A 17172-nucleotide genomic window follows, 5' to 3' on the forward strand; every position below is an offset into this window, starting at 1 on the left:
CCACCACCCCGATTCATCTTTCCTTTGAGCCGCACAACAAAATAAATCACTGATTATTTATTTCATTTCAGCATCAATCATTTAAAAATCACATTGCAGCAGCATTTTGAAAATGAACACAGTATGAAGAATCGCCTCAGAAGCGCTTCAGAGAGCATCAGGCATCATGGCTTCACACTTGGATGGGACGGCTCATCCCTCATTCAGGTGGCACCCATGTGACGCTTCCAATCTGTCTTTTCCCCGCGCCTCCCCAGAGGCGCTTTTTTTGCCTGCAAGCGGGTGCAAAAAAGCCCGCCGAAGCGGGCAATGACCGGAAGGTGCTGACTTCCAGGGTCTATCAGAGGGCGAGGAACAAGCCTGCCAGGGAGGCGCTCATCAGGTTTGCCAGCACCCCCGCCAGGATGGCGCGCATGCCGTAGCGGGCAATGAAGGACTTGCGCTCCGGCACCATGGCCCCCAGGCCGCCGATGAGGATCGCCATGGAAGAGATGTTGGCGAAACCGCACAGGGCGAAGGTGACGATGGCCTTGCTCGACTCGTTCAAGGTCTGATCCTGCACCAGGGCAATGAAGGCGACGAACTCGTTGATGACGATCTTGGTGCCGATCAGGGCACCGGCCGCCTGGGCCTGATCCCAGGGGACGCCGATGAGCCAGGAGACGGGGGCAAACAGCCAGCCCAGGATGATCTGGAAGCTCAGCTCCAGCCCCACCAGGTCGCCGGCCCAGCCCAGCAGGCCGTTGAGCAGGGCGATCACGCCGACGAAGGCCAGCAGGGTCGCCCCCACGGCGACGGCGATGTTGAGACCCGCCATGGCGCCATCGGCGGCCGCTTCAATGACGTTGGTAGCGCGGGGGATCTCCACGTCTTCATGGTGATCTTCCTCTTGCGCGGCGGGCGGCACCAGGATCTTGGCCATGGCAAGCCCGGCAGGGGCGGACATGAAGGCCGCCGCAATCAGGTATTTCAACTCGACCCCGATGCTGGCGTAGCCCACCAGGGTGCCGCCGGCTACCGAGGCCAGCCCGCAGCTCATCACCGCAAAGAACTGGGAATCGGACATCCTGGAGAGATAGGGTTTGACCACCAGCGGCGCTTCCACCATGCCGACGAAGATGTTGGCGGTGGCAGAGAGGCTCTCGGCGCGGCCGGTGCCCAGCAATTTCTGCAGGCCGCCGCCGAGCAGGGCGATCACTTTGGGCATCAGGCCGATGTGATAGAGGATGGCGATCAGCGCGGAGAAGAAGATGATCACCGGCAGCACGTTGAAGGCGAAGATGAAGCCCAGCTTGAACTTGGCCAGCTCCCCGAACAGGAAGGCAATCCCCTCCTGGCCGTAGCCGATGACGCTGCTGACGCTCTCGCTGACACCGTTCAAGACCTGCTGACCGGCGGGCAGCCAGAGCACCAGGGCGGCGAAGAGCACTTGCAGGCAGAGGGCAAAGCCCACTGTTCGCAACGGGATACGACGACGATTATCAGAGCAGAGTGCGGCCAGGGCCAGGATGCTCAGGATACCAAGCAGGGCAATCATGGGGATTCCATCCAGTGAGGCTGAAGATGGGCGCGGATTCTGCTCCCCTCCCCTCACCGCCGCAACCCTGCAGGGTTACAACCCTGTTAGCAAAAACGTTTGCACGATATCGATTGCGCCAACTGACTGATTTGACACAACTTTGAAACCGCACTCACGCCAGTGTTCTTGTATGGAAACGATTATTCCTCGGTGCCGGACAATTTCCCCCCGAGCCAGGGTGCGAGTCGCTGCGCCCAGTAGGGCCCGGGTCCGAAGCTCTCCTTGAGGAAGTCGATGAACAGCCGGATCTTGGGATCCAGATGCTCTCGCCTGGCATAGACGGCGTGCACCGCCATCTTCTGGTTCGGTTGCCACTGGGGCAGCAGAGGGATGAGCTGACCAGATTGCAGCTCCTTGTCCAGCAGGTAGTTGGCCACATAGGCGATGCCGAGCCCGGCCAGGGCGGCGTCCCGCACCGCTTCCGCCAGATCCACCCGATAGTTGCCCGCCACCTGCACCGTCTGGCGCTCCTTGCCCTGGCGAAATGACCACTCGTGGTAGCGCCGCTCCCGGCTCTGGTAGGTGATGCAATTGTGATGGGCCAGATCCCTGGGGTGCAGTGGCGTGCCGTGACTCAGCAGATAATCCGGCGAGGCCACCAGCACGAAACCGATGTCTGCGAGTCGCTGCCCTACCAGGGACTCGGGTTTGTCCTCGTAGGTGGTGATCCAGAGATCCAGCCCCTCATCCACCAGATTGGTGCGGTGATCGAACAGGGACACCTCCAGCTCCAGATCCGGATAACGTGCCTGAAACGCCTTGAGGCGCGGGATCACGTGCAACCGCCCGAAGGATTGACCAACCCCCAGATGGAGCACACCGCTCACCTTGCCACGGCGCTCCGCCACCATGGATTCCGCCTCCAGCGCCACCGCCACCAGAGCGCGGCAGTGGCGGGCATACTCCTGACCCAGTTCGGTGAGCCCGAAACGGCGGGTAGTGCGCTGTACCAGCTGGGCGCCGAGCGCGGTTTCCAGCAGGGCGAGCTGCTTGCTGATGTGGGATTTGGAAACCCCGAGGCGGCGCGCAGCCGCCGAGATGCCCTGTTCACGAACCAGGGCATCGAAGATCACCATTTGGGGAAGACGTTGCAGCACGGTGTCACCGGAGTGGATGGCGGGGCCGCATTATTCCAGAGCGGCCCGCCATGGGGTAGGGTCAGTGCCCCAGGGCATCGATGATCTGCTGTTTGAGAGGATCATCCGACGGATTCTGGTTGGCGCCATAGCTCGCAATCAGCTTGCCGTCCCGCCCGACCAGGTACTTGTGGAAGTTCCAGTTGGGCGCATCACCGTCGGCAGCAGCGGTCAGCCCCTTGAACAGCGGCACCGCATCCGAACCCCGCACCGCCACCCGGTTGAACATGGGGAAGGTCACCCCGTAGTCCCGGCGGCACACCTCGGCGGTTTTGTTCTCGTTGCCCGCCTCCTGCCAGAAATCGTTGGAAGGGAAGCCCAGCACCATCAGTCCCTTCTCCTTGTAGCCCTGATAGAGGGCTTCCAGATCCCGGAACTGACCGCTGTAACCGCAGTAGGAGGCGGTGTTGACCACCAGCACCACCTTGCCCTCGGTCAACTGGCAGAGGTTGTGGCGCTGGGTGCTGTTGAGCTCCCGCATCTCCACGTTGAAGTAATCGGGGCAGGCGGCAGAGACCGCACCCGAGCCGAGCATCAGCAGCAGGGTGAACCATTTCATCGACGTGACTCCCATTGTTTTGTCCATCATACGCAAGACCCCGGAATCTGGTTCAGGGATCAGTGCAGGGGGATCCCGGTCAGCCAGCCGTGTCCCCAGAAGATAAGCAGAGCCGTGAGGGCCAGCCCCGCACCCAGACTGATCCCCGTCCCCTGCCAGGTGGCGGCGGCACGGGGGTGACGACCCCACTCCCGCATCGAAATCCAGACGATGCTGATGAGAGCCCAGAGACCGAGCCCGCCAAACAGCACCAGAGAACGCGCCTCGCTGTTCACCGCCAGATGGGCCCCCGACCAGAGCAGCACCCCGAGCAGCTGGGGATGCACCAGCCAACGGCGGAAATGGTTCGCCCCCTGCCCCGCACACAGCAGGACAAGGGCGATCGGCATGATCCCCATCACCAGGGTGGGCCCCCAGACAGGCAGAAAATAGAGAGGCATAGGGCTGGCACTGCGCCAGCCTGCGAGGATGCAGCCGATGGCGACGAACACCAGCAGCGAGAAGAGCCCCTTGTAGCGGTTCTCCCCCAGCCGAGCCCGCAGACGGGCGCGGTGCTGTGCCGCAAAACAGGGGTAAAGATGAGTCAGGGTGAACAACACCACCCCCAGGGTCAGCAGGATCATGGCTCGCACCTCGCATATTGCCCCCCGGAATGGGAAGCCCTCCCTCAGGCGGGCCTTGTTTCTCGTGGCTCCCTCACTGTCGGGAGATCACTATGCCGCAAAGCCCCTTGTCAGAATACAAAAACCATATGAAAGACAGCAGGATAATAAAAAAAGCCGACCCAAGGATCGGCAAGTGCGTCAGAGGTGCCACGCCGGGCCGCTCACTCTGCTGCACGGGGCAAGGTCAGGCCGATGCACCGCATCGGCCAGGAGAGAGGGTCATTTGCGCAGCAGGTAGAGAGCCGCCACGTTGCGTGCCGTGAGCTGCAGGTTGGTGGTGGCGGTGGCCAGCGCCTCCGGCAGGGACATGGCCCGATTGACCACGGCGAACACCGCATCCAGCCCATGCTCGTGCACCACGCCGCAGTCATCGGTGAGGCATCCGGCGATGCCGATCACCGGCTTGCCGAACTGCTTGGCACAGCGAGCCACCCCGATGGGCGTCTTGCCATGGATGGTCTGGCTGTCGATGCGGCCCTCGCCGGTGATGACCAGATCCGCATCGGCCACCGCCTCGGCCAGGTTCAGCGCCTCGATGACGATCCGGATGCCGGGTTTGAGCTCGGCGCCGAGCAGCCCCACCAGGGCGGCCCCCATGCCGCCTGCGGCCCCCGTTCCCGGGATCTCCTTCACCTGCTTGCCAAGCGCCTGCTCGATGCAGTCCGCGTAACGGGCTAGATTGGCATCCAGCTCGGCCACCATCTCGGGAGTTGCCCCCTTCTGCGGACCGAACACGGCGGACGCCCCTTTGGGGCCGCACAGCGGATTGTCCACGTCGCAGGCCACCTCGATGGTGAGTCCGGTCAGACGGGGATCCAGCCCGCTCAGGTCGATGGTGGCCAGCTCGGCCAGACCGGCACCGCCCGGCGCGATGGGGGTACCATCTGCTTTCAGGAGCTTGCCGCCGAGTGCCTGGATCATGCCGGCACCGCCGTCATTGGTGGCGCTGCCGCCGATGCCGAGGATGAGGTGGTTCACCCCCATCTCCAGCGCGGCCAGGATCAGCTCCCCGGTGCCGACACTGGAGGTGAGCCGCGGATTGCGCAGCTCGGGCGCCACCAGATGGAGGCCGGAGGCCGCCGCCATCTCGATGACGGCGCGCTTGCCATCCCCCAGCAGGCCCACGAAGCCCTGCACCCTGTTACCGAGGGGGGCGGTCACCTCGACCGGCAGGATGCGACCACCGCTGGCATCTACCAGAGACTGCACCGTCCCCTCGCCGCCATCGGCCATGGGCAGCTTGACGTAGGTGGCATCCGGCAGCACCTGCTTGAAACCGGCCTCGATGGCATCGGCCACCGCCATGGCGCTCAGGCTCTCCTTGAATGAATCGGGGGCGATCACAATTTTCATATCAGTTCCTTAGGCGAGGCCAAACACGCCAAACATCAGGGTGGAGACAACGGCGATGGTCAGACCGACCGCGGTTTCGTAGGGGATGAGCTTGAGTCGCTCGCCGACGCCCATGTGGACGCTGCCGCCGGTGGCATGGAAGAAGGAGCCGTGGGGCATATGGTCAAACACGGTGGCGCCGGCGTGGATCATGGCGGCCCCTGCCAGGCTGCTGATCCCCAGTTCAATCAGAGTGGCGCTGAACACGTTGGAGGCCACCACGGTCCCGGCCGTGGTCGAGGCGGTCGCCAGCGACATCAGGGCACCGGAGATGGGGGCCAGCAGATAGGAGGGCAGACCGGAAGCGGTCAGGCCGCTGATGAGCACATCTTTCAGGCCGGAGTTGGCGATGATGCCCGCCAGGGTACCCGTCCCCAGCAGCATGATGGCCACCGGCACCATGCGGGCCAGGCCCGAGACGGCAAACTGGTTCACCTTGGTGAACTTGCCCATCATCAGGGCCCCCACCAGGCCGCCGAGGGGCAGCGCAATGAGCGGGTCCACCACGATGCCGGCGATGGGACGCAGAGCCAGCAGCAGGATGGCGACCAGGGGCGCACTGATGGCGGCGGCAAAGCCGGGCAACTTGGCACCGTCAACGCTCACCACCTCGTCGGCGGCCACCTTGCTGCCCCGGTTGTTGAGGCGCTTGGCGAGCCAGTAGGCCATCACCAGACCGAACAGGCCGGGAATGATGCCCGCCGCCATCACCGAGGTGAGAGGCAGGTGGAAGGCATCGGCTGCCGCGATGGCGTTGGGGTTGGGAGACATGACGTTGCCCGCCTTGCCACCGCCTATCATCGCCAGCAGGATGGCCGCCTTGGAGAGATCGGCACGGCGGGCGATGGCCAGCGCAATGGGGGCGACCGTGATGACGGCCACGTCCACGAAGACGCCGACCGCGGTCAGGATCAGGGTGGCCAGCGCCAGGGCCAGCAGGGCGCGGGTTTCGCCGAGTTTCTTGACGATGGTCTCGGCGATGGTGGTGGCGGCGCCCGATTCGATGAGCACCCCGGCCAGCACACCCGCCGCCAGGATCCGCATCACCGCCGTGGTGATCCCCTGGGCGCCGCCGATCATCAGGGCGACGGTCTGGGTCAGGTCGGCGCCACCGATCAGGCCACCGGCCAGGGCACCGACAATCATGCCGTAAGCGGGCGGCACCTTCTTCAGGATGAGGAAGATGGCGATGGAAAGCGCGGCGAGCGCGCCGAGCGCGGAGACTGGGATCATGACGGGCACCTTGTTGTTGTAATGAGTGGCGCCATTATGGGGATCCCCGCCTGGAATGCTTTGGCCATAAAACCAAAAAAAGCATTTACCGGCCTTGTATTTTTGTTGGAAAAGACAAATCAGCTATCGAGACTGAGCCCGAGATAGAGCAGGAACTTGTCATCTAACTTGTTGAAATTCAAGCCGGTTATCTGCTCTATCCGGGTCAGTCGATAACGCAGGGTGTTGGGGTGAATGAACAGGGCTTCGGCACAGGGATGCAGATCACAATCCTGCAAGAAATATTGGCGCAGCGTCTTTTGCAGCGTTCCCTTTGTGTCCTCCTGCGCCAGCTTTTGCAGCGGAGCCCGTAGCTGATCCGCCTGCCAGGAGTCCGCCAGGGTGCCGAGCAGCACTGAAAGCCGGTAATCCTCGAAGAAATAGACCTGCTTGCGGGGCGACTGGCGCATGCCACGGCGCAAGGTGTCTCGCGCCGTCTGGTAGGAGAGCGCCAGCCCGGGGATGCCGGCGAAGTAATCACCCACACCGATGCGAACCTTGAAATGGGGAATACGGGAGAGCAGCTGCCGGATCCGGCTGCGCTCCTGCGCCGACTGCCAGACGCCGTCGCTGAGCTGGGCGGGTTTGAGCACCACTATCTCGTCCAGGCCGTTGATGGCCACCAGGTTGTCCCGCTCCGGGTTTTCCAGCAGGTGAACCAGCTCCCTCACCTGGGCGGGCTCGGCCTCCTCCAGCGCCAGCACGGCCACCACCCGGGGCTGGGCGAGATCCAGCTCGAGGAAGCGGGCCACCTGTTGCAGTTGATCGGCCCGCCCTTCGCCGCGAATGAGCTGCAACACCAGCTCCTCCTTGTGGCGCTTGTCCCACTGCAACTGCTCGGTGAGTGCCGCCTGTTCCAGGATGAGCTCGGCGGTCATGCGCACCAGCTCGGCGTAAGCACGCACGATGTCCGGCTCCCCAGAGATGCCGATGACGCCGAGCAGCTCCCCCTGATAGGCGATGGGCAGGTTGATGCCGGGCCTCACCCCCTTGAGCTCCCGGGCGGTGGCCTCGCTTATCTCCACCACCCGGTTCTCGGTCAGGGCCAGCACGGCCCCCTCGTGGCGCTGGTGCAGCCGCTCCGGATTGCCGGACGCAATGATGAGTCCCCGCTCATCCATCACGTTGACCGAGAACGAGAGGATCTTCATCGCCCGGCTGACTATCTGATGCGCGAGCGCGTCGTTGAGCTGCATTGCCTCTCCATACCATTCGTTGACAGGGTCCCCGGCGTGCGCCATCACCGGGATCACCCGTTAAAGATCCCACATCATCAAGACAAGCGCGGGGGGGATCGCTAGAATAGGCCACTTTACGCTATCAGTGCCCCACCATGGATCAAGGATCCGGCATCATGCCGCTTTGCGCCGTGGTGGTTTCACCCTCCGATATGGACTCCGCTATGGATTATGAATTTCGCCGCGACCCGTTCGGTGGCTATCGCGCCCGGTTCTCCATGGGCCATGAAGCCATCGGCCAGTGGTTGATCGACGAGGTGGGCAAGGACGAGGAGAAGCTCGACGAGCTGTTCGCCATCATCGACCAGCTCTCCAGCCGGGCCCGCACCGAATACCGGCTGCTGGGGGGCGACTACTCCCTGCTGCTGACCCACGAGGAAGCCGAGGTGAAGGCCAATGTCCTCAATATCGAGCAGGACGAGGATCTCGACGATCTCGCCTACTACGATGATGAACAGCTGGCCATGTGCGGGCTGGAAGATTTTGCCCAGGTACTCGGCTCCTGGCGCGCCTTTATCCGCAACGAGGATATGGGCTGATTACCCCCATTCGGGCGAGCATGCCCCTTGCAACCCAACAGGATTGACTATGTCCATTTACGATTTTGATGACGAACTGCCGGAAGACGAGCTGGATCAACCGAAGAAACCCGCCCAGCCCAAGAAGAAGGGCAAGCAGGTGCTGAACACCCAGGTCAACCTGAGCCCGCGCGATGCCAGCCGCCTGAACGGCATGCACGTCGAGGCCATCACCACCCTGGATGACGTCAGTCTGCCGAAGAACGTCATCTTCAAGGCCGGTCTCATCGCCCTGGGCGAGCTGGAAGCCAGCAAACGCGCCGACATCATCGCCCGGGTCATCGCCGAGTCCGGTCGCTGATACGGGAAGGCCATCGTCTCTCTCGGTGACATCTTGCCGCCGCCCAAGCCGGAGCCCAGCTCCGGCTTTTCATTGCGCGTCTTCTGCCGGCCAGTCCCTTTTCCTTGAACCAGACCATGGGGATCGTTAAGGTGCGCCCTTCATTCATACAAGGAGACTCGATGTTACCACTCCCCGATATTCTCATCTGGCTCGTCCTGGGGCTCGCCGTACTCTGCTGCCTCGCCCGCCGGACCAGGCCCGGCATGCTCCTGTTGGGACTTGCCCTGCTTACCGCCCTCTGGCTTGAGCGACTCGCGCCCCTCGCCGCTCTTGTCAGCCTCGCCGGTCTGCTGCTGGCCTGGCGTACCCCCACCCTGCCCCCACCCTGGCGCGGCGTCGCACTGACGCTGGTCCTGCTGTGGTCCCTCGCCCTGACGCTGCATCTGGTGCCCGGCTTTGACAATCTCAGGGTGCTCGACAAGGTACAGGCGGGCCCGGCCAGCGTGCCCTTCACCCTCTACCTCAATCTGGACAAGCCGCTCATTTTCTTCGCCCTGCTGCTGGCCATCCCCGGCCTGCTCGGCCCGGGTGGAACGATGCGCTGGCGGCCGCTGGCCCTGCTCATCCTGCCGCTCGCGGCCCTGCTCATCACCGCCTGGCAACTGGGCGCCCTCAAACCCGAAGCGGGACTGCCTCACTGGTGGTGGCTGTTCGCATTCAACAACCTGCTGTTCACCTGTGTGGCGGAAGAAGCGCTGTTCCGGGGATGCATCCATCAAGGGGTGGCAAGCCGAAGCACGCCCTGGGCAGGTCTCCTGGTCGCCAGCCTGCTGTTCGGCGCAGCCCATCTTGCCGGTGGCCCGTTGCTGGTGTTGTTCGCCGCGCTGGCGGGGGCCTGCTATGGCCTGGCGTTCCAACTGAGCGGGCGCTTCAGTATCGCCATCCTGTTCCACTTCCTGTTCAACTTCGCCCACCTGGCCCTGTTTACCTATCCCCTGGCCAGCCACTGACGTCGAGCACAGGTTCACCGGGCAAAAAAATGCCCCGCCCCCGTGGGGGCAGGGCATCTGCATTCACCCTGCAATCTAGTCGACGTAGAAGGTCTGCTGGAAGGTCAGCGTCTGCTGCTGCCCCTCCCCCATGATCTTCAGGGTGAACTGGTAGGTGTCCTCATTGCGATAGGGCAGCACTGCCAGGTAATAGATGGCATTCCCCTCTTTCACCTCCTGAAAATTCAGGGTGCGAAGGGTGCCGGTCAGATTGCGGGCTTCGCCGCTGATCCCCACCGCCTGTGCCACCCCCTGCTTGTTCTGCACCGCGATATTGACGATGCCGTTATAGCGGCTGCGCTCCAGGCCATAGGTCCTGGCTACCTCGAGGGTGAGGAAGCTGGAGTTGAACGCGCTGTAGTGCACTTTCCAGGGGCCCAGCTCCTGCATCTGCTCAGCCCGCAGCGGCAGCGTCATCAGGAGTGCCAGCAGGCAACTCATCCAGGCTGTTTTCATGATGTCATCCCTCTCGTATCAACCCTGATTATCGAGCAGAGCGGCAATCTCGGCGGGGATCTGCTTTGGCGCGTCGATGGCGACCGTCTTGTGCCGACCCAGCTCCCCCCGCAGGATGCGAACCTGCCCCTTGGCCACCTTGCACTGCTTGGCCAGGTACTTGATCAGGTGACTGTTGGCCTGACCATCCACCGGCGGTGCCGTGATGGCCACTTTCAACTCGTCACCGTGCAATCCGATGATCTGATCCCGGCTCGCCTTGGGCTGGATCATCAGATGCAACACCAGCTCGTCCCCTTCCAGCAGGACGGCGGGCATCAGATCATCCACCACAACTGGCCGAACAGATCCCCCATCAGGTAGTTGATGGCCTGCAGCGCGATGAAGGCGACCAGCACGGAGAGATCCAGCCCGCCCAATGCAGGCAGGATGCGGCGAATGGGGGCCAGGAAGGGTTCAGTGAGCTGGTGCATCACGTATTCAATGGGGTTGCGACCCTGGCTGACCCAGCTCAGGATGGCGCGGATAAGCAGGATCCAGAAGATCATGGAACCCGCCTTCTTCAGCACGGTGAGCGTCGCAAACAGACAGAGAGTGAGCCAGTCCGCCTGCAGCACATTCATGCTCTTGAGCAGGACCAATTTGCCAACGGCGATCAGCAGCGCCAGCAGCACAGAGGCCATGTCCAGCCCGCCAAAACCCGGGATGACGCGGCGCAGGGGCACCACCAGCGGGTTGGTCAGCTTGACCACCATCTGGCTCATGGGGTTGTAGAAGTCGGCCCGCGCCCACTGCAGCCAGACCCGCAGCAGCACCACCATGAGGTAGAGATCAAAGACAGTGTTAATCAAAAAGTAAGCCGTGTTCATCCGGGCTCCTTGCTAAAAGGGATTCAGAAAAGGGTTTCCATTTCGCCGGCCCGGGTAACGGCCGCCTGCATGGCTCTTGCGGTCAGCGGCATCAGCCCCTGCTCCTGGAATGTCTTGACGGCCTCGGCCGTGGTCCCGCCCTTGCTGGTCACCTGCTCGCGCAGGGTCTGTAGCGACAGCTCGGGATTCTGCTCCACCATGGCGGCCGCCCCCAGTGCGGTTTGCTGCACCAGCAGGCGGGCCTGCTCCGGCGTAAAGCCCATGGCCTCGGCCTCCTCGGCAATCGCCTGCATGAACAGGAAGAAGTAGGCCGGGGCACTGCCCGCCGCCGCAATGACGCCGTTGATGCCAGCCTCCTGCTCCACCCAGAGGGTCTTGCCCACGGATTGCATCATCTGTTCGGCCACCGCCCGATCGGCCTGCCCGATGGCGGGCGGTGCATAGAGCCCGGTCATCCCCAGCCCCAGCAAGGAGGGGGTGTTGGGCATGGTGCGAATGATGCGATCGTGACCACCCGCCATCTCCTGCAAGCGCGCGACGCGAATGCCGGCGGCGATGGAGATGAGCAACTTGCCATCCAGCGAGCCAAGCTCGGCCACCAGCGCCGTCAGCATGCCCGCCATCAGCTGGGGCTTGACCGCTAGCACGATCACCTCGGCCTCCCGGGCCGCCTCGGCGTTGTCCTGGGTGATACGGATGCCGAACTGGCTGGCCAGTTCGTCCAGCTTGGGACGGCTGGGATTGGCGGCGATGATACGCTCTGCCGGGTAACCCGCCTGGATGAGGCCGGCAATGATACTGCGGCTCATGTTGCCTGCCCCGATGAAGGCGAGGGTTCTCTGCTGCATCAAACACTCCTGTTACTGACATCGCAGCGGATGCCGACCCAACCTGTGCGGGCTGACAGCATCACACGCGCCTGTTTACCTGAAAAAAAGCACGACCGGGATGTTTCTCGCCCCGGCTCTTGCTCATGAATAGTCACGGGCCCCGAAGATGGCGGTCCCGACCCGCACCATGGTGCTGCCATGGGCAATGGCAGGCTCGAGATCCTCGGTCATCCCCATCGAAAGGGTGTCGACGCTCGGGTATTGTTGCGCAAGCTCGGTGAACAGAGCCTGCATGCGCGCCATCTGGGCCGCGAGCACCCCCTCGTCGCTGGTATGCTCGGGGATGGCCATCAGGCCGCGCAACCGCAGCCGCTCGCTCTGGGCCACCAGAGAGGCCAGGCGGAAAATCTCTTGCTCCGACGTACCGGATTTGCTGCTCTCTCCGCTAATATTGATTTGCAGACAGATATTTAGCGGCGCGAGCCCACCCGGTCTCTGATTGTTGAGGCGTTCGATGAGCTTGTCGCGATCGACACTTTGAACCCAATCGAACCGCTCCGCCACCAGCTTGGACTTGTTCGATTGCAGCGGACCGATAAAGTGCCACTCTATGTCTGTACAGGCGTTCTGCTCGCGCAAGGCATCAATCTTGAGCGCGGCCTCCTGGGCGTAGGATTCGCCAAAGCGCCGCTGGCCGGCGGCATAGGCAGCCTGAATGTCCCCCAGCGGCTTGGTTTTACTGACAGCAAGCAACTGGATGTGATCTGGGCTGCGGCCAACACGCCGGGCAGCCTCTACAATACGTTCCTTTACCTGAAGCAGGTGCTGGGCAATCTGGCTCATATTTCGTTCGTAATCTTGTGATGGGAGAATAACAAATCTATGGATATCACAGAGTTATTGGCATTCAGTGTAAAGCATAAGGCCTCGGATCTACACCTCTCGGCCGGGGTCCCCCCGATGATCAGGGTTGATGGGGAGGTTCGCAAGATCAATTTGCCCGCCCTGGATCACCGGGAAGTCCATGCTCTCATTTACGACATCATGAATGACCACCAGCGCAAGGAGCTGGAGGAGAACTTCGAGGTGGACTTCTCCTTCGAAGTACCCGGCATGGCACGCTTTCGGGTCAACGCCTTCCAGCAGGCGCGCGGCTCGGGCGCCGTGTTTCGTACCATCCCGAGTACCGTTCTGACCCTGGACGATCTGGGGGCGCCGGAGATATTTCGCAAGATAGCGGAGTACCCTCGCGGCCTGGTACTGGTGACTGGGCCCACCGGCTCGGGCAAATCCACCACCCTGGCCGCCATGGTCGATTACATCAATGACAACTTCCACCACCACATCCTCACCATCGAGGACCCCATCGAATTCGTGCACGAGAACAAGCGCTGCCTGGTGAACCAGCGGGAAGTACACCGCGACACCAAGAGCTTCAGCAACGCCCTGCGCTCGGCCCTGCGGGAAGACCCGGATATCATCCTGGTAGGTGAAATGCGGGACCTCGAAACCATCCGCCTCGCCATGACCGCCGCCGAAACCGGTCACCTGGTGTTTGGCACCCTGCACACCTCCTCGGCTGCCAAGACCATCGACCGTATCATCGACGTCTTCCCCGGCTCGGAGAAGGACATGGTGCGATCCATGCTCTCCGAATCCCTGCGGGCGGTCATCTCCCAGACCCTGCTCAAGCGTATCGGTGGCGGCCGGGTGGCGGCCCACGAGATCATGCTGGGGATCCCGGCGGTGCGAAACCTCATCCGGGAAGACAAGGTGGCCCAGCTCTATTCCGTCATCCAGACCGGGATGACCCACGGCATGCAGACCATGGACCAGAGCCTCAAGCAGCTGGTCAACCGGGGGGTCGTCGCCTCCCTTGATGCCAAGGCCAAGGCTGTCGATCCCAATACCATTTAAGCTCGCACACCCAAGGAGTCGCCATGAACATGGATGTTCTGCTCGCCGCACTGGTTGAACAAAAGGGCTCGGATCTCTTCATCACGGTCGATGCCCCCCCGACCCTCAAGGTCAACGGGCGTCTGGTGTCGCTCGGGCCGGCTCCCCTCGACAAGACGACGGCGCTGGCGTTGATCAGAGAAAGCCTGGACGAGACCCACTTCGAGCGCTTCCTGCACACCCGCGAGGCCAACTACGCCATCCAGCGAGGCTCGCTGGGGCGCTTTCGGGTCAGCGCCTTCTGGCAACAGGATATGCCGGGCATGGTGCTGCGACGCATCGAGACCCGCATCCCCACCTTTGACGAGCTGGTGCTGCCTCCCATCCTGCAGGAGGTCGCCATGGCCAAACGCGGGCTGGTGCTCTTCGTCGGCGCCACTGGCGCCGGCAAGTCCACCACCCAGGCGGCCATGATCGGCTTTCGCAACCAGCACGGTGACGGCCACATCCTGACGGTGGAGGATCCGGTGGAGTTCGTCCATCAGCACGATCGCTGTCTGGTGACCCAGCGGGAGGTGGGGATCGACACCGCATCCTTCGATGTCGCCCTCAAAAACTCCCTGCGCCAGGCCCCGGATGTCATCCTCATCGGTGAAATCCGCTCTCAGGAGACCATGGAGTTCGCCATCCAGTTCGCCGAGACAGGGCACCTCTGCCTCGCCACCTTGCACGCCAACAATGCCAACCAGGCGCTGGATCGCATCCTGCATCTGGTCCCCCAGGAGAAGCACCGCCAGTTCCTGTTCGATCTCTCCTTCAACCTACGCGCCATCGTCGCCCAGCAGCTGCTCCCCTCCGCTCATGGGCAGCGCCGGGTCGCCGCCTTCGAGATCCTGCTCAACACCCCGCTCGTCACCGACATCATCCGCAAGGGAGAGATGCACAGACTCAAGGAGGTGATGACCAAATCCGGCGAGCTCGGCATGCAGACCTTCGATCAGGCGCTGTTCACCCTGTTCTGCGCCGGCCAAATTGGCTACAGTGAGGCCCTTGCCCATGCCGACTCCGCCAACGACCTGCGACTGCTCATCAAGCTGTCGGGTCGCGAGCAGCTGGGCGCAGGCACTCTCGACAACGTGACCCTGGATGAATGAGGGGCGTGCGTCACCGCTAGTAAAGGACCGTTATGCTGATTGTGGTTTCCCCGGCCAAGACGCTGGATTACGAGTCACCCCTGGTGACCTCCCGTTTCACCCAACCCGAACTGCTGGACCACTCCGCAGCACTGATCACCCGGGCTCGTCAACTGAGCCCGGACCAGATCGCCAGCCTGATGAAGATCAGCGACAAGCTCGCCGGCCTCAACGCCGCCCGCTTTGCCGAGTGGCAGCCTGACTTCACGCCGGCCAACGCCCGCCAGGCGCTGCTGGCCTTCAAGGGGGACGTCTACACCGGTCTGGCCGTAGAAGATTTCAGCGAGGCCGACCTCGACTTCGCCCAGGCCCACCTGCGCATGCTCTCCGGCCTTTATGGCGTACTGCGGCCGCTTGACCTCATGATGCCCTACCGCCTGGAGATGGGGATTAGGCTTGAGAACCCGCGCGGCAAGGACCTCTACCAGTTCTGGGGCGACATCATCACGGAGCACCTGAACAAGGCGCTGGCGGCCCAGGGGGACGACGTGCTGATCAACCTCGCCTCCGACGAGTATTTCAAGTCGGTGCGCCCGAAAGCCCTGCAGGGGCGCATCATCACACCGGTGTTCAAGGACGAGAAGAACGGCCAGTTCAAGATCATCAGCTTCTACGCCAAGAAGGCCCGCGGCATGATGGCACGCCACATCATCAAGCATCGGCTCACCCGGGTGGAACAGCTGACCGGTTTCAATGCCGACGGCTACTACTTCGTACCGGAAGAGTCCGACGCCAATACCCTGATGTTCAAGCGCGCTGAAAATTAATTACACATTCAAGGGAACCAAGTCGGAGATCCTCGGGTCTGACTCTGTGAATCCTCTGTTGTAAGCACTTTTTGTTGGCCGACGTCCTTGCGTCGGCTTTTTTCTGCGCCTCTCTCAGGCCACTCCCCAGGCAGCAGACAGCAAAACGGCCATCCTGGGATGGCCGTTTCAACTGTGCTCGGGGGCATTACTTCTTTTTCTTCTTTGCCGACTTCTTGGCATCCTTCGGCTTTTTCTTCTTCACCGGCACCCGCGCTTCCTTGTGTCTGGGGCGCAGCTCATCGATCACCCGGCGCTTGAGGCGCTCCTCGGTGTAGCGTTCGATCTTGGCGACCATGGCCATGTCGTGAGCTTCCACCAGGCTGATGGCGCAGCCACGGTTGCCGGCACGACCGGTACGACCGATGCGGTGCACATAGACATCCGCGCCGTAGGGCATGTCGTAGTTGATGACATGACTGACGTTCGGCAGGTCGATGCCGCGGGCGGCCACGTCGGTGGCGATGAGGAAGGGCACCTCCCCTTCGTGGAACTTGCGGATAGACTCTATGCGCTTGGCCTGCTCCATCTCGCCACGGATCCAGGCGCAGGGCACGCCTGCCGCCTGCAACTGGCCGGAAAGCTCCGCCAGTCGCTCACGGGTCTTGACGAAGATGATGGCCTTCTGGGTCTCCGGGTTTTTCAGGATGTGCACCAGCAGAGCCAACTTGTGGGCGGCATCATCGGCCAGGTGGATCCACTGGGTGATGGGGCGGCGCTCGCTGCGGGGCGGCTCGGCGTGCAGCTCAACCGGGTCTTTGAGGATCTCGCTCGCAAACTTCTCGAGGCCGGCCCCTTCCAGGGTGGCGGAGAAGAGCATGGTGTGCTTGCGGTAGCGCGCCTCTTCCACGATGCGGTTCACGTCCTTGATGAAGCCCATGTCCAGCATCCGGTCCGCTTCATCCAGCACCAGCACCTCGATGTCGTGGCTCTCGAACTCCTCTTTCTCGATGTACTCGAGCAGACGGCCCGGGGTGGCCACCACGATGTCGGTGGTCTTGGTCAGGGCAGGCAGCTGCTCTTCATGGCTGACGCCACCGATGATGGTCTCGATGCTGAGATGGGTGTGCACCGCCAGGGCCTTGGCGTGAGCACTCACCTGCAGCGCGAGCTCGCGGGTCGGAGTCAGGATCAGCATGCGGCACGGACCCGGCTTGCGACGCGGGAAGTCCAGCAGGTGCTGCATCGCGGGCAGCAGGAAGGCGGCGGTCTTGCCGGTGCCGGTCGGCGCAGAGGCCAGAATATCGCGGCCGTCCAGGGCTGGCTCCAGCACCATCTGCTGGATGGTGGTGGGGCGGGTGAATCCCATCTCGGCCAAGGCCCGACTGAGGGCTGGATTCAGGTCGAAATCATCAAAGGACTGGCTCATGG

The 17172-nt window shown here is 62.7% G+C and carries 19 protein-coding genes; 6 read left to right on the forward strand and 13 right to left on the reverse strand.

The window, feature by feature from the left end; all coding sequences use genetic code 11:
- Positions 1-340: 340 nt before the first annotated feature.
- The 7 genes from C3418_RS03715 to C3418_RS03745 form a co-directional block, all read right to left on the reverse strand.
- Positions 341-1537, reverse strand: a complete 1197-nt coding sequence (locus C3418_RS03715; RefSeq protein WP_103857975.1) for a NupC/NupG family nucleoside CNT transporter — start codon at positions 1535-1537, stop codon at positions 341-343.
- Positions 1538-1719: 182 nt separating this feature from the next.
- Positions 1720-2655: a LysR family transcriptional regulator gene (locus tag C3418_RS03720; RefSeq protein ID WP_010673064.1), complete on the reverse strand. Its 936-nt coding sequence runs from the start codon at positions 2653-2655 to the stop codon at positions 1720-1722.
- Positions 2656-2737: 82 nt separating this feature from the next.
- Positions 2738-3274, reverse strand: a complete 537-nt coding sequence (locus C3418_RS03725; RefSeq protein ID WP_103857976.1) for a glutathione peroxidase — start codon at positions 3272-3274, stop codon at positions 2738-2740.
- 59 nt (positions 3275-3333) lie between these two features.
- Positions 3334-3897 (reverse strand): NnrU family protein, encoded by a 564-nt coding sequence (locus tag C3418_RS03730; RefSeq protein ID WP_103857977.1) that lies wholly within the window; start codon positions 3895-3897, stop codon positions 3334-3336.
- A gap of 261 nt (positions 3898-4158) precedes the next feature.
- On the reverse strand, positions 4159-5292 hold the full coding sequence (locus C3418_RS03735; protein WP_103857978.1) for a glycerate kinase: 1134 nt from the start codon (positions 5290-5292) through the stop codon (positions 4159-4161).
- Positions 5293-5301: 9 nt separating this feature from the next.
- Complete coding sequence (locus C3418_RS03740; RefSeq protein ID WP_103857979.1) at positions 5302-6564, reverse strand: GntP family permease; 1263 nt, start codon at positions 6562-6564, stop codon at positions 5302-5304.
- A 119-nt stretch (positions 6565-6683) separates the two neighbouring features.
- A complete protein-coding gene (locus tag C3418_RS03745; protein WP_103857980.1) occupies positions 6684-7799 on the reverse strand; it encodes a sugar diacid recognition domain-containing protein in 1116 nt (371 codons plus the stop codon).
- Between the two features lie 206 nt (positions 7800-8005).
- Between C3418_RS03745 and C3418_RS03750 the strand changes: the two genes are divergently transcribed.
- From C3418_RS03750 to C3418_RS03760, 3 genes are all read left to right on the forward strand, one after another.
- Positions 8006-8380 carry a YacL family protein gene (locus tag C3418_RS03750; RefSeq protein ID WP_039039964.1) on the forward strand — a complete coding sequence of 125 codons (375 nt, stop codon included), beginning with the start codon at positions 8006-8008 and terminating at the stop codon, positions 8378-8380.
- Between the two features lie 49 nt (positions 8381-8429).
- Positions 8430-8720 (forward strand): hypothetical protein, encoded by a 291-nt coding sequence (locus C3418_RS03755; protein WP_039039963.1) that lies wholly within the window; start codon positions 8430-8432, stop codon positions 8718-8720.
- 161 nt (positions 8721-8881) lie between these two features.
- The gene (locus C3418_RS03760; RefSeq protein ID WP_103857981.1) at positions 8882-9712 is read left to right on the forward strand and encodes a CPBP family intramembrane glutamic endopeptidase; all 831 of its coding nucleotides are present in this window, start codon (positions 8882-8884) and stop codon (positions 9710-9712) included.
- A 75-nt stretch (positions 9713-9787) separates the two neighbouring features.
- On the opposite strand, the gene C3418_RS03765 is transcribed toward C3418_RS03760, so the two are convergent.
- The 5 genes from C3418_RS03765 to C3418_RS03785 all read right to left on the reverse strand — a co-directional run bounded on the left by C3418_RS03765 (position 9788) and on the right by C3418_RS03785 (position 12749).
- Positions 9788-10207 carry a DUF4426 domain-containing protein gene (locus C3418_RS03765; protein ID WP_103857982.1) on the reverse strand — a complete coding sequence of 140 codons (420 nt, stop codon included), beginning with the start codon at positions 10205-10207 and terminating at the stop codon, positions 9788-9790.
- Positions 10208-10225: 18 nt separating this feature from the next.
- Entirely contained in the window at positions 10226-10525 is a 300-nt protein-coding gene (yggU, locus tag C3418_RS03770) for a DUF167 family protein YggU (RefSeq protein ID WP_010673054.1), read from the reverse strand.
- Entirely contained in the window at positions 10525-11076 is a 552-nt protein-coding gene (locus C3418_RS03775; protein ID WP_042014922.1) for a YggT family protein, read from the reverse strand. Before C3418_RS03775 ends, yggU begins: the two co-directional genes overlap by 1 nt.
- A gap of 23 nt (positions 11077-11099) precedes the next feature.
- Complete coding sequence (gene proC / locus C3418_RS03780; protein WP_010673052.1) at positions 11100-11924, reverse strand: pyrroline-5-carboxylate reductase; 825 nt, start codon at positions 11922-11924, stop codon at positions 11100-11102.
- A 123-nt stretch (positions 11925-12047) separates the two neighbouring features.
- The gene (locus tag C3418_RS03785) at positions 12048-12749 is read right to left on the reverse strand and encodes a YggS family pyridoxal phosphate-dependent enzyme (protein WP_103857983.1); all 702 of its coding nucleotides are present in this window, start codon (positions 12747-12749) and stop codon (positions 12048-12050) included.
- Between the two features lie 39 nt (positions 12750-12788).
- Between C3418_RS03785 and tapT the strand changes: the two genes are divergently transcribed.
- The 3 genes from tapT to yaaA are packed head-to-tail and all read left to right on the forward strand — an operon-like array spanning position 12789 to position 15762.
- The gene (gene tapT, locus C3418_RS03790; protein WP_010673050.1) at positions 12789-13823 is read left to right on the forward strand and encodes a type IVa pilus ATPase TapT; all 1035 of its coding nucleotides are present in this window, start codon (positions 12789-12791) and stop codon (positions 13821-13823) included.
- A gap of 23 nt (positions 13824-13846) precedes the next feature.
- Positions 13847-14956: a PilT/PilU family type 4a pilus ATPase gene (locus C3418_RS03795; protein ID WP_042882153.1), complete on the forward strand. Its 1110-nt coding sequence runs from the start codon at positions 13847-13849 to the stop codon at positions 14954-14956.
- Positions 14957-14988: 32 nt separating this feature from the next.
- Entirely contained in the window at positions 14989-15762 is a 774-nt protein-coding gene (gene yaaA, locus C3418_RS03800) for a peroxide stress protein YaaA (RefSeq protein WP_103857984.1), read from the forward strand.
- A 187-nt stretch (positions 15763-15949) separates the two neighbouring features.
- On the opposite strand, the gene srmB is transcribed toward yaaA, so the two are convergent.
- Positions 15950-17170: an ATP-dependent RNA helicase SrmB gene (gene srmB, locus C3418_RS03805; protein WP_041210934.1), complete on the reverse strand. Its 1221-nt coding sequence runs from the start codon at positions 17168-17170 to the stop codon at positions 15950-15952.
- Positions 17171-17172 lie beyond the last annotated feature (2 nt).

It is taken from the genome of Aeromonas sp. ASNIH8 (genome assembly GCF_002919855.1).
GTDB classification, from domain to species: Bacteria; Pseudomonadota; Gammaproteobacteria; order Enterobacterales; family Aeromonadaceae; genus Aeromonas; species Aeromonas caviae.

Excerpts from the sequence above, each read along its gene's own strand:
- C3418_RS03715 (WP_103857975.1), bottom strand. The coding sequence starts at position 1,537 with ATGATTGCCCTGCTTGGTATCCTGAGCATCCTGGCCCTGGCCGCACTC.
- C3418_RS03720 (WP_010673064.1), bottom strand. The coding sequence starts at position 2,655 with ATGGTGATCTTCGATGCCCTGGTTCGTGAACAGGGCATCTCGGCGGCT.
- C3418_RS03725 (WP_103857976.1), bottom strand. The coding sequence starts at position 3,274 with ATGAAATGGTTCACCCTGCTGCTGATGCTCGGCTCGGGTGCGGTCTCT.
- C3418_RS03730 (WP_103857977.1), bottom strand. The coding sequence starts at position 3,897 with ATGATCCTGCTGACCCTGGGGGTGGTGTTGTTCACCCTGACTCATCTT.
- C3418_RS03735 (WP_103857978.1), bottom strand. The coding sequence starts at position 5,292 with ATGAAAATTGTGATCGCCCCCGATTCATTCAAGGAGAGCCTGAGCGCC.
- C3418_RS03740 (WP_103857979.1), bottom strand. The coding sequence starts at position 6,564 with ATGATCCCAGTCTCCGCGCTCGGCGCGCTCGCCGCGCTTTCCATCGCC.
- C3418_RS03745 (WP_103857980.1), bottom strand. The coding sequence starts at position 7,799 with ATGCAGCTCAACGACGCGCTCGCGCATCAGATAGTCAGCCGGGCGATG.
- C3418_RS03750 (WP_039039964.1), top strand. The coding sequence starts at position 8,006 with ATGGATTATGAATTTCGCCGCGACCCGTTCGGTGGCTATCGCGCCCGG.
- C3418_RS03755 (WP_039039963.1), top strand. The coding sequence starts at position 8,430 with ATGTCCATTTACGATTTTGATGACGAACTGCCGGAAGACGAGCTGGAT.
- C3418_RS03760 (WP_103857981.1), top strand. The coding sequence starts at position 8,882 with ATGTTACCACTCCCCGATATTCTCATCTGGCTCGTCCTGGGGCTCGCC.
- C3418_RS03765 (WP_103857982.1), bottom strand. The coding sequence starts at position 10,207 with ATGAAAACAGCCTGGATGAGTTGCCTGCTGGCACTCCTGATGACGCTG.
- yggU (WP_010673054.1), bottom strand. The coding sequence starts at position 10,525 with ATGCCCGCCGTCCTGCTGGAAGGGGACGAGCTGGTGTTGCATCTGATG.
- C3418_RS03775 (WP_042014922.1), bottom strand. The coding sequence starts at position 11,076 with ATGAACACGGCTTACTTTTTGATTAACACTGTCTTTGATCTCTACCTC.
- proC (WP_010673052.1), bottom strand. The coding sequence starts at position 11,924 with ATGCAGCAGAGAACCCTCGCCTTCATCGGGGCAGGCAACATGAGCCGC.
- C3418_RS03785 (WP_103857983.1), bottom strand. The coding sequence starts at position 12,749 with ATGAGCCAGATTGCCCAGCACCTGCTTCAGGTAAAGGAACGTATTGTA.
- tapT (WP_010673050.1), top strand. The coding sequence starts at position 12,789 with ATGGATATCACAGAGTTATTGGCATTCAGTGTAAAGCATAAGGCCTCG.
- C3418_RS03795 (WP_042882153.1), top strand. The coding sequence starts at position 13,847 with ATGAACATGGATGTTCTGCTCGCCGCACTGGTTGAACAAAAGGGCTCG.
- yaaA (WP_103857984.1), top strand. The coding sequence starts at position 14,989 with ATGCTGATTGTGGTTTCCCCGGCCAAGACGCTGGATTACGAGTCACCC.
- srmB (WP_041210934.1), bottom strand. The coding sequence starts at position 17,170 with ATGAGCCAGTCCTTTGATGATTTCGACCTGAATCCAGCCCTCAGTCGG.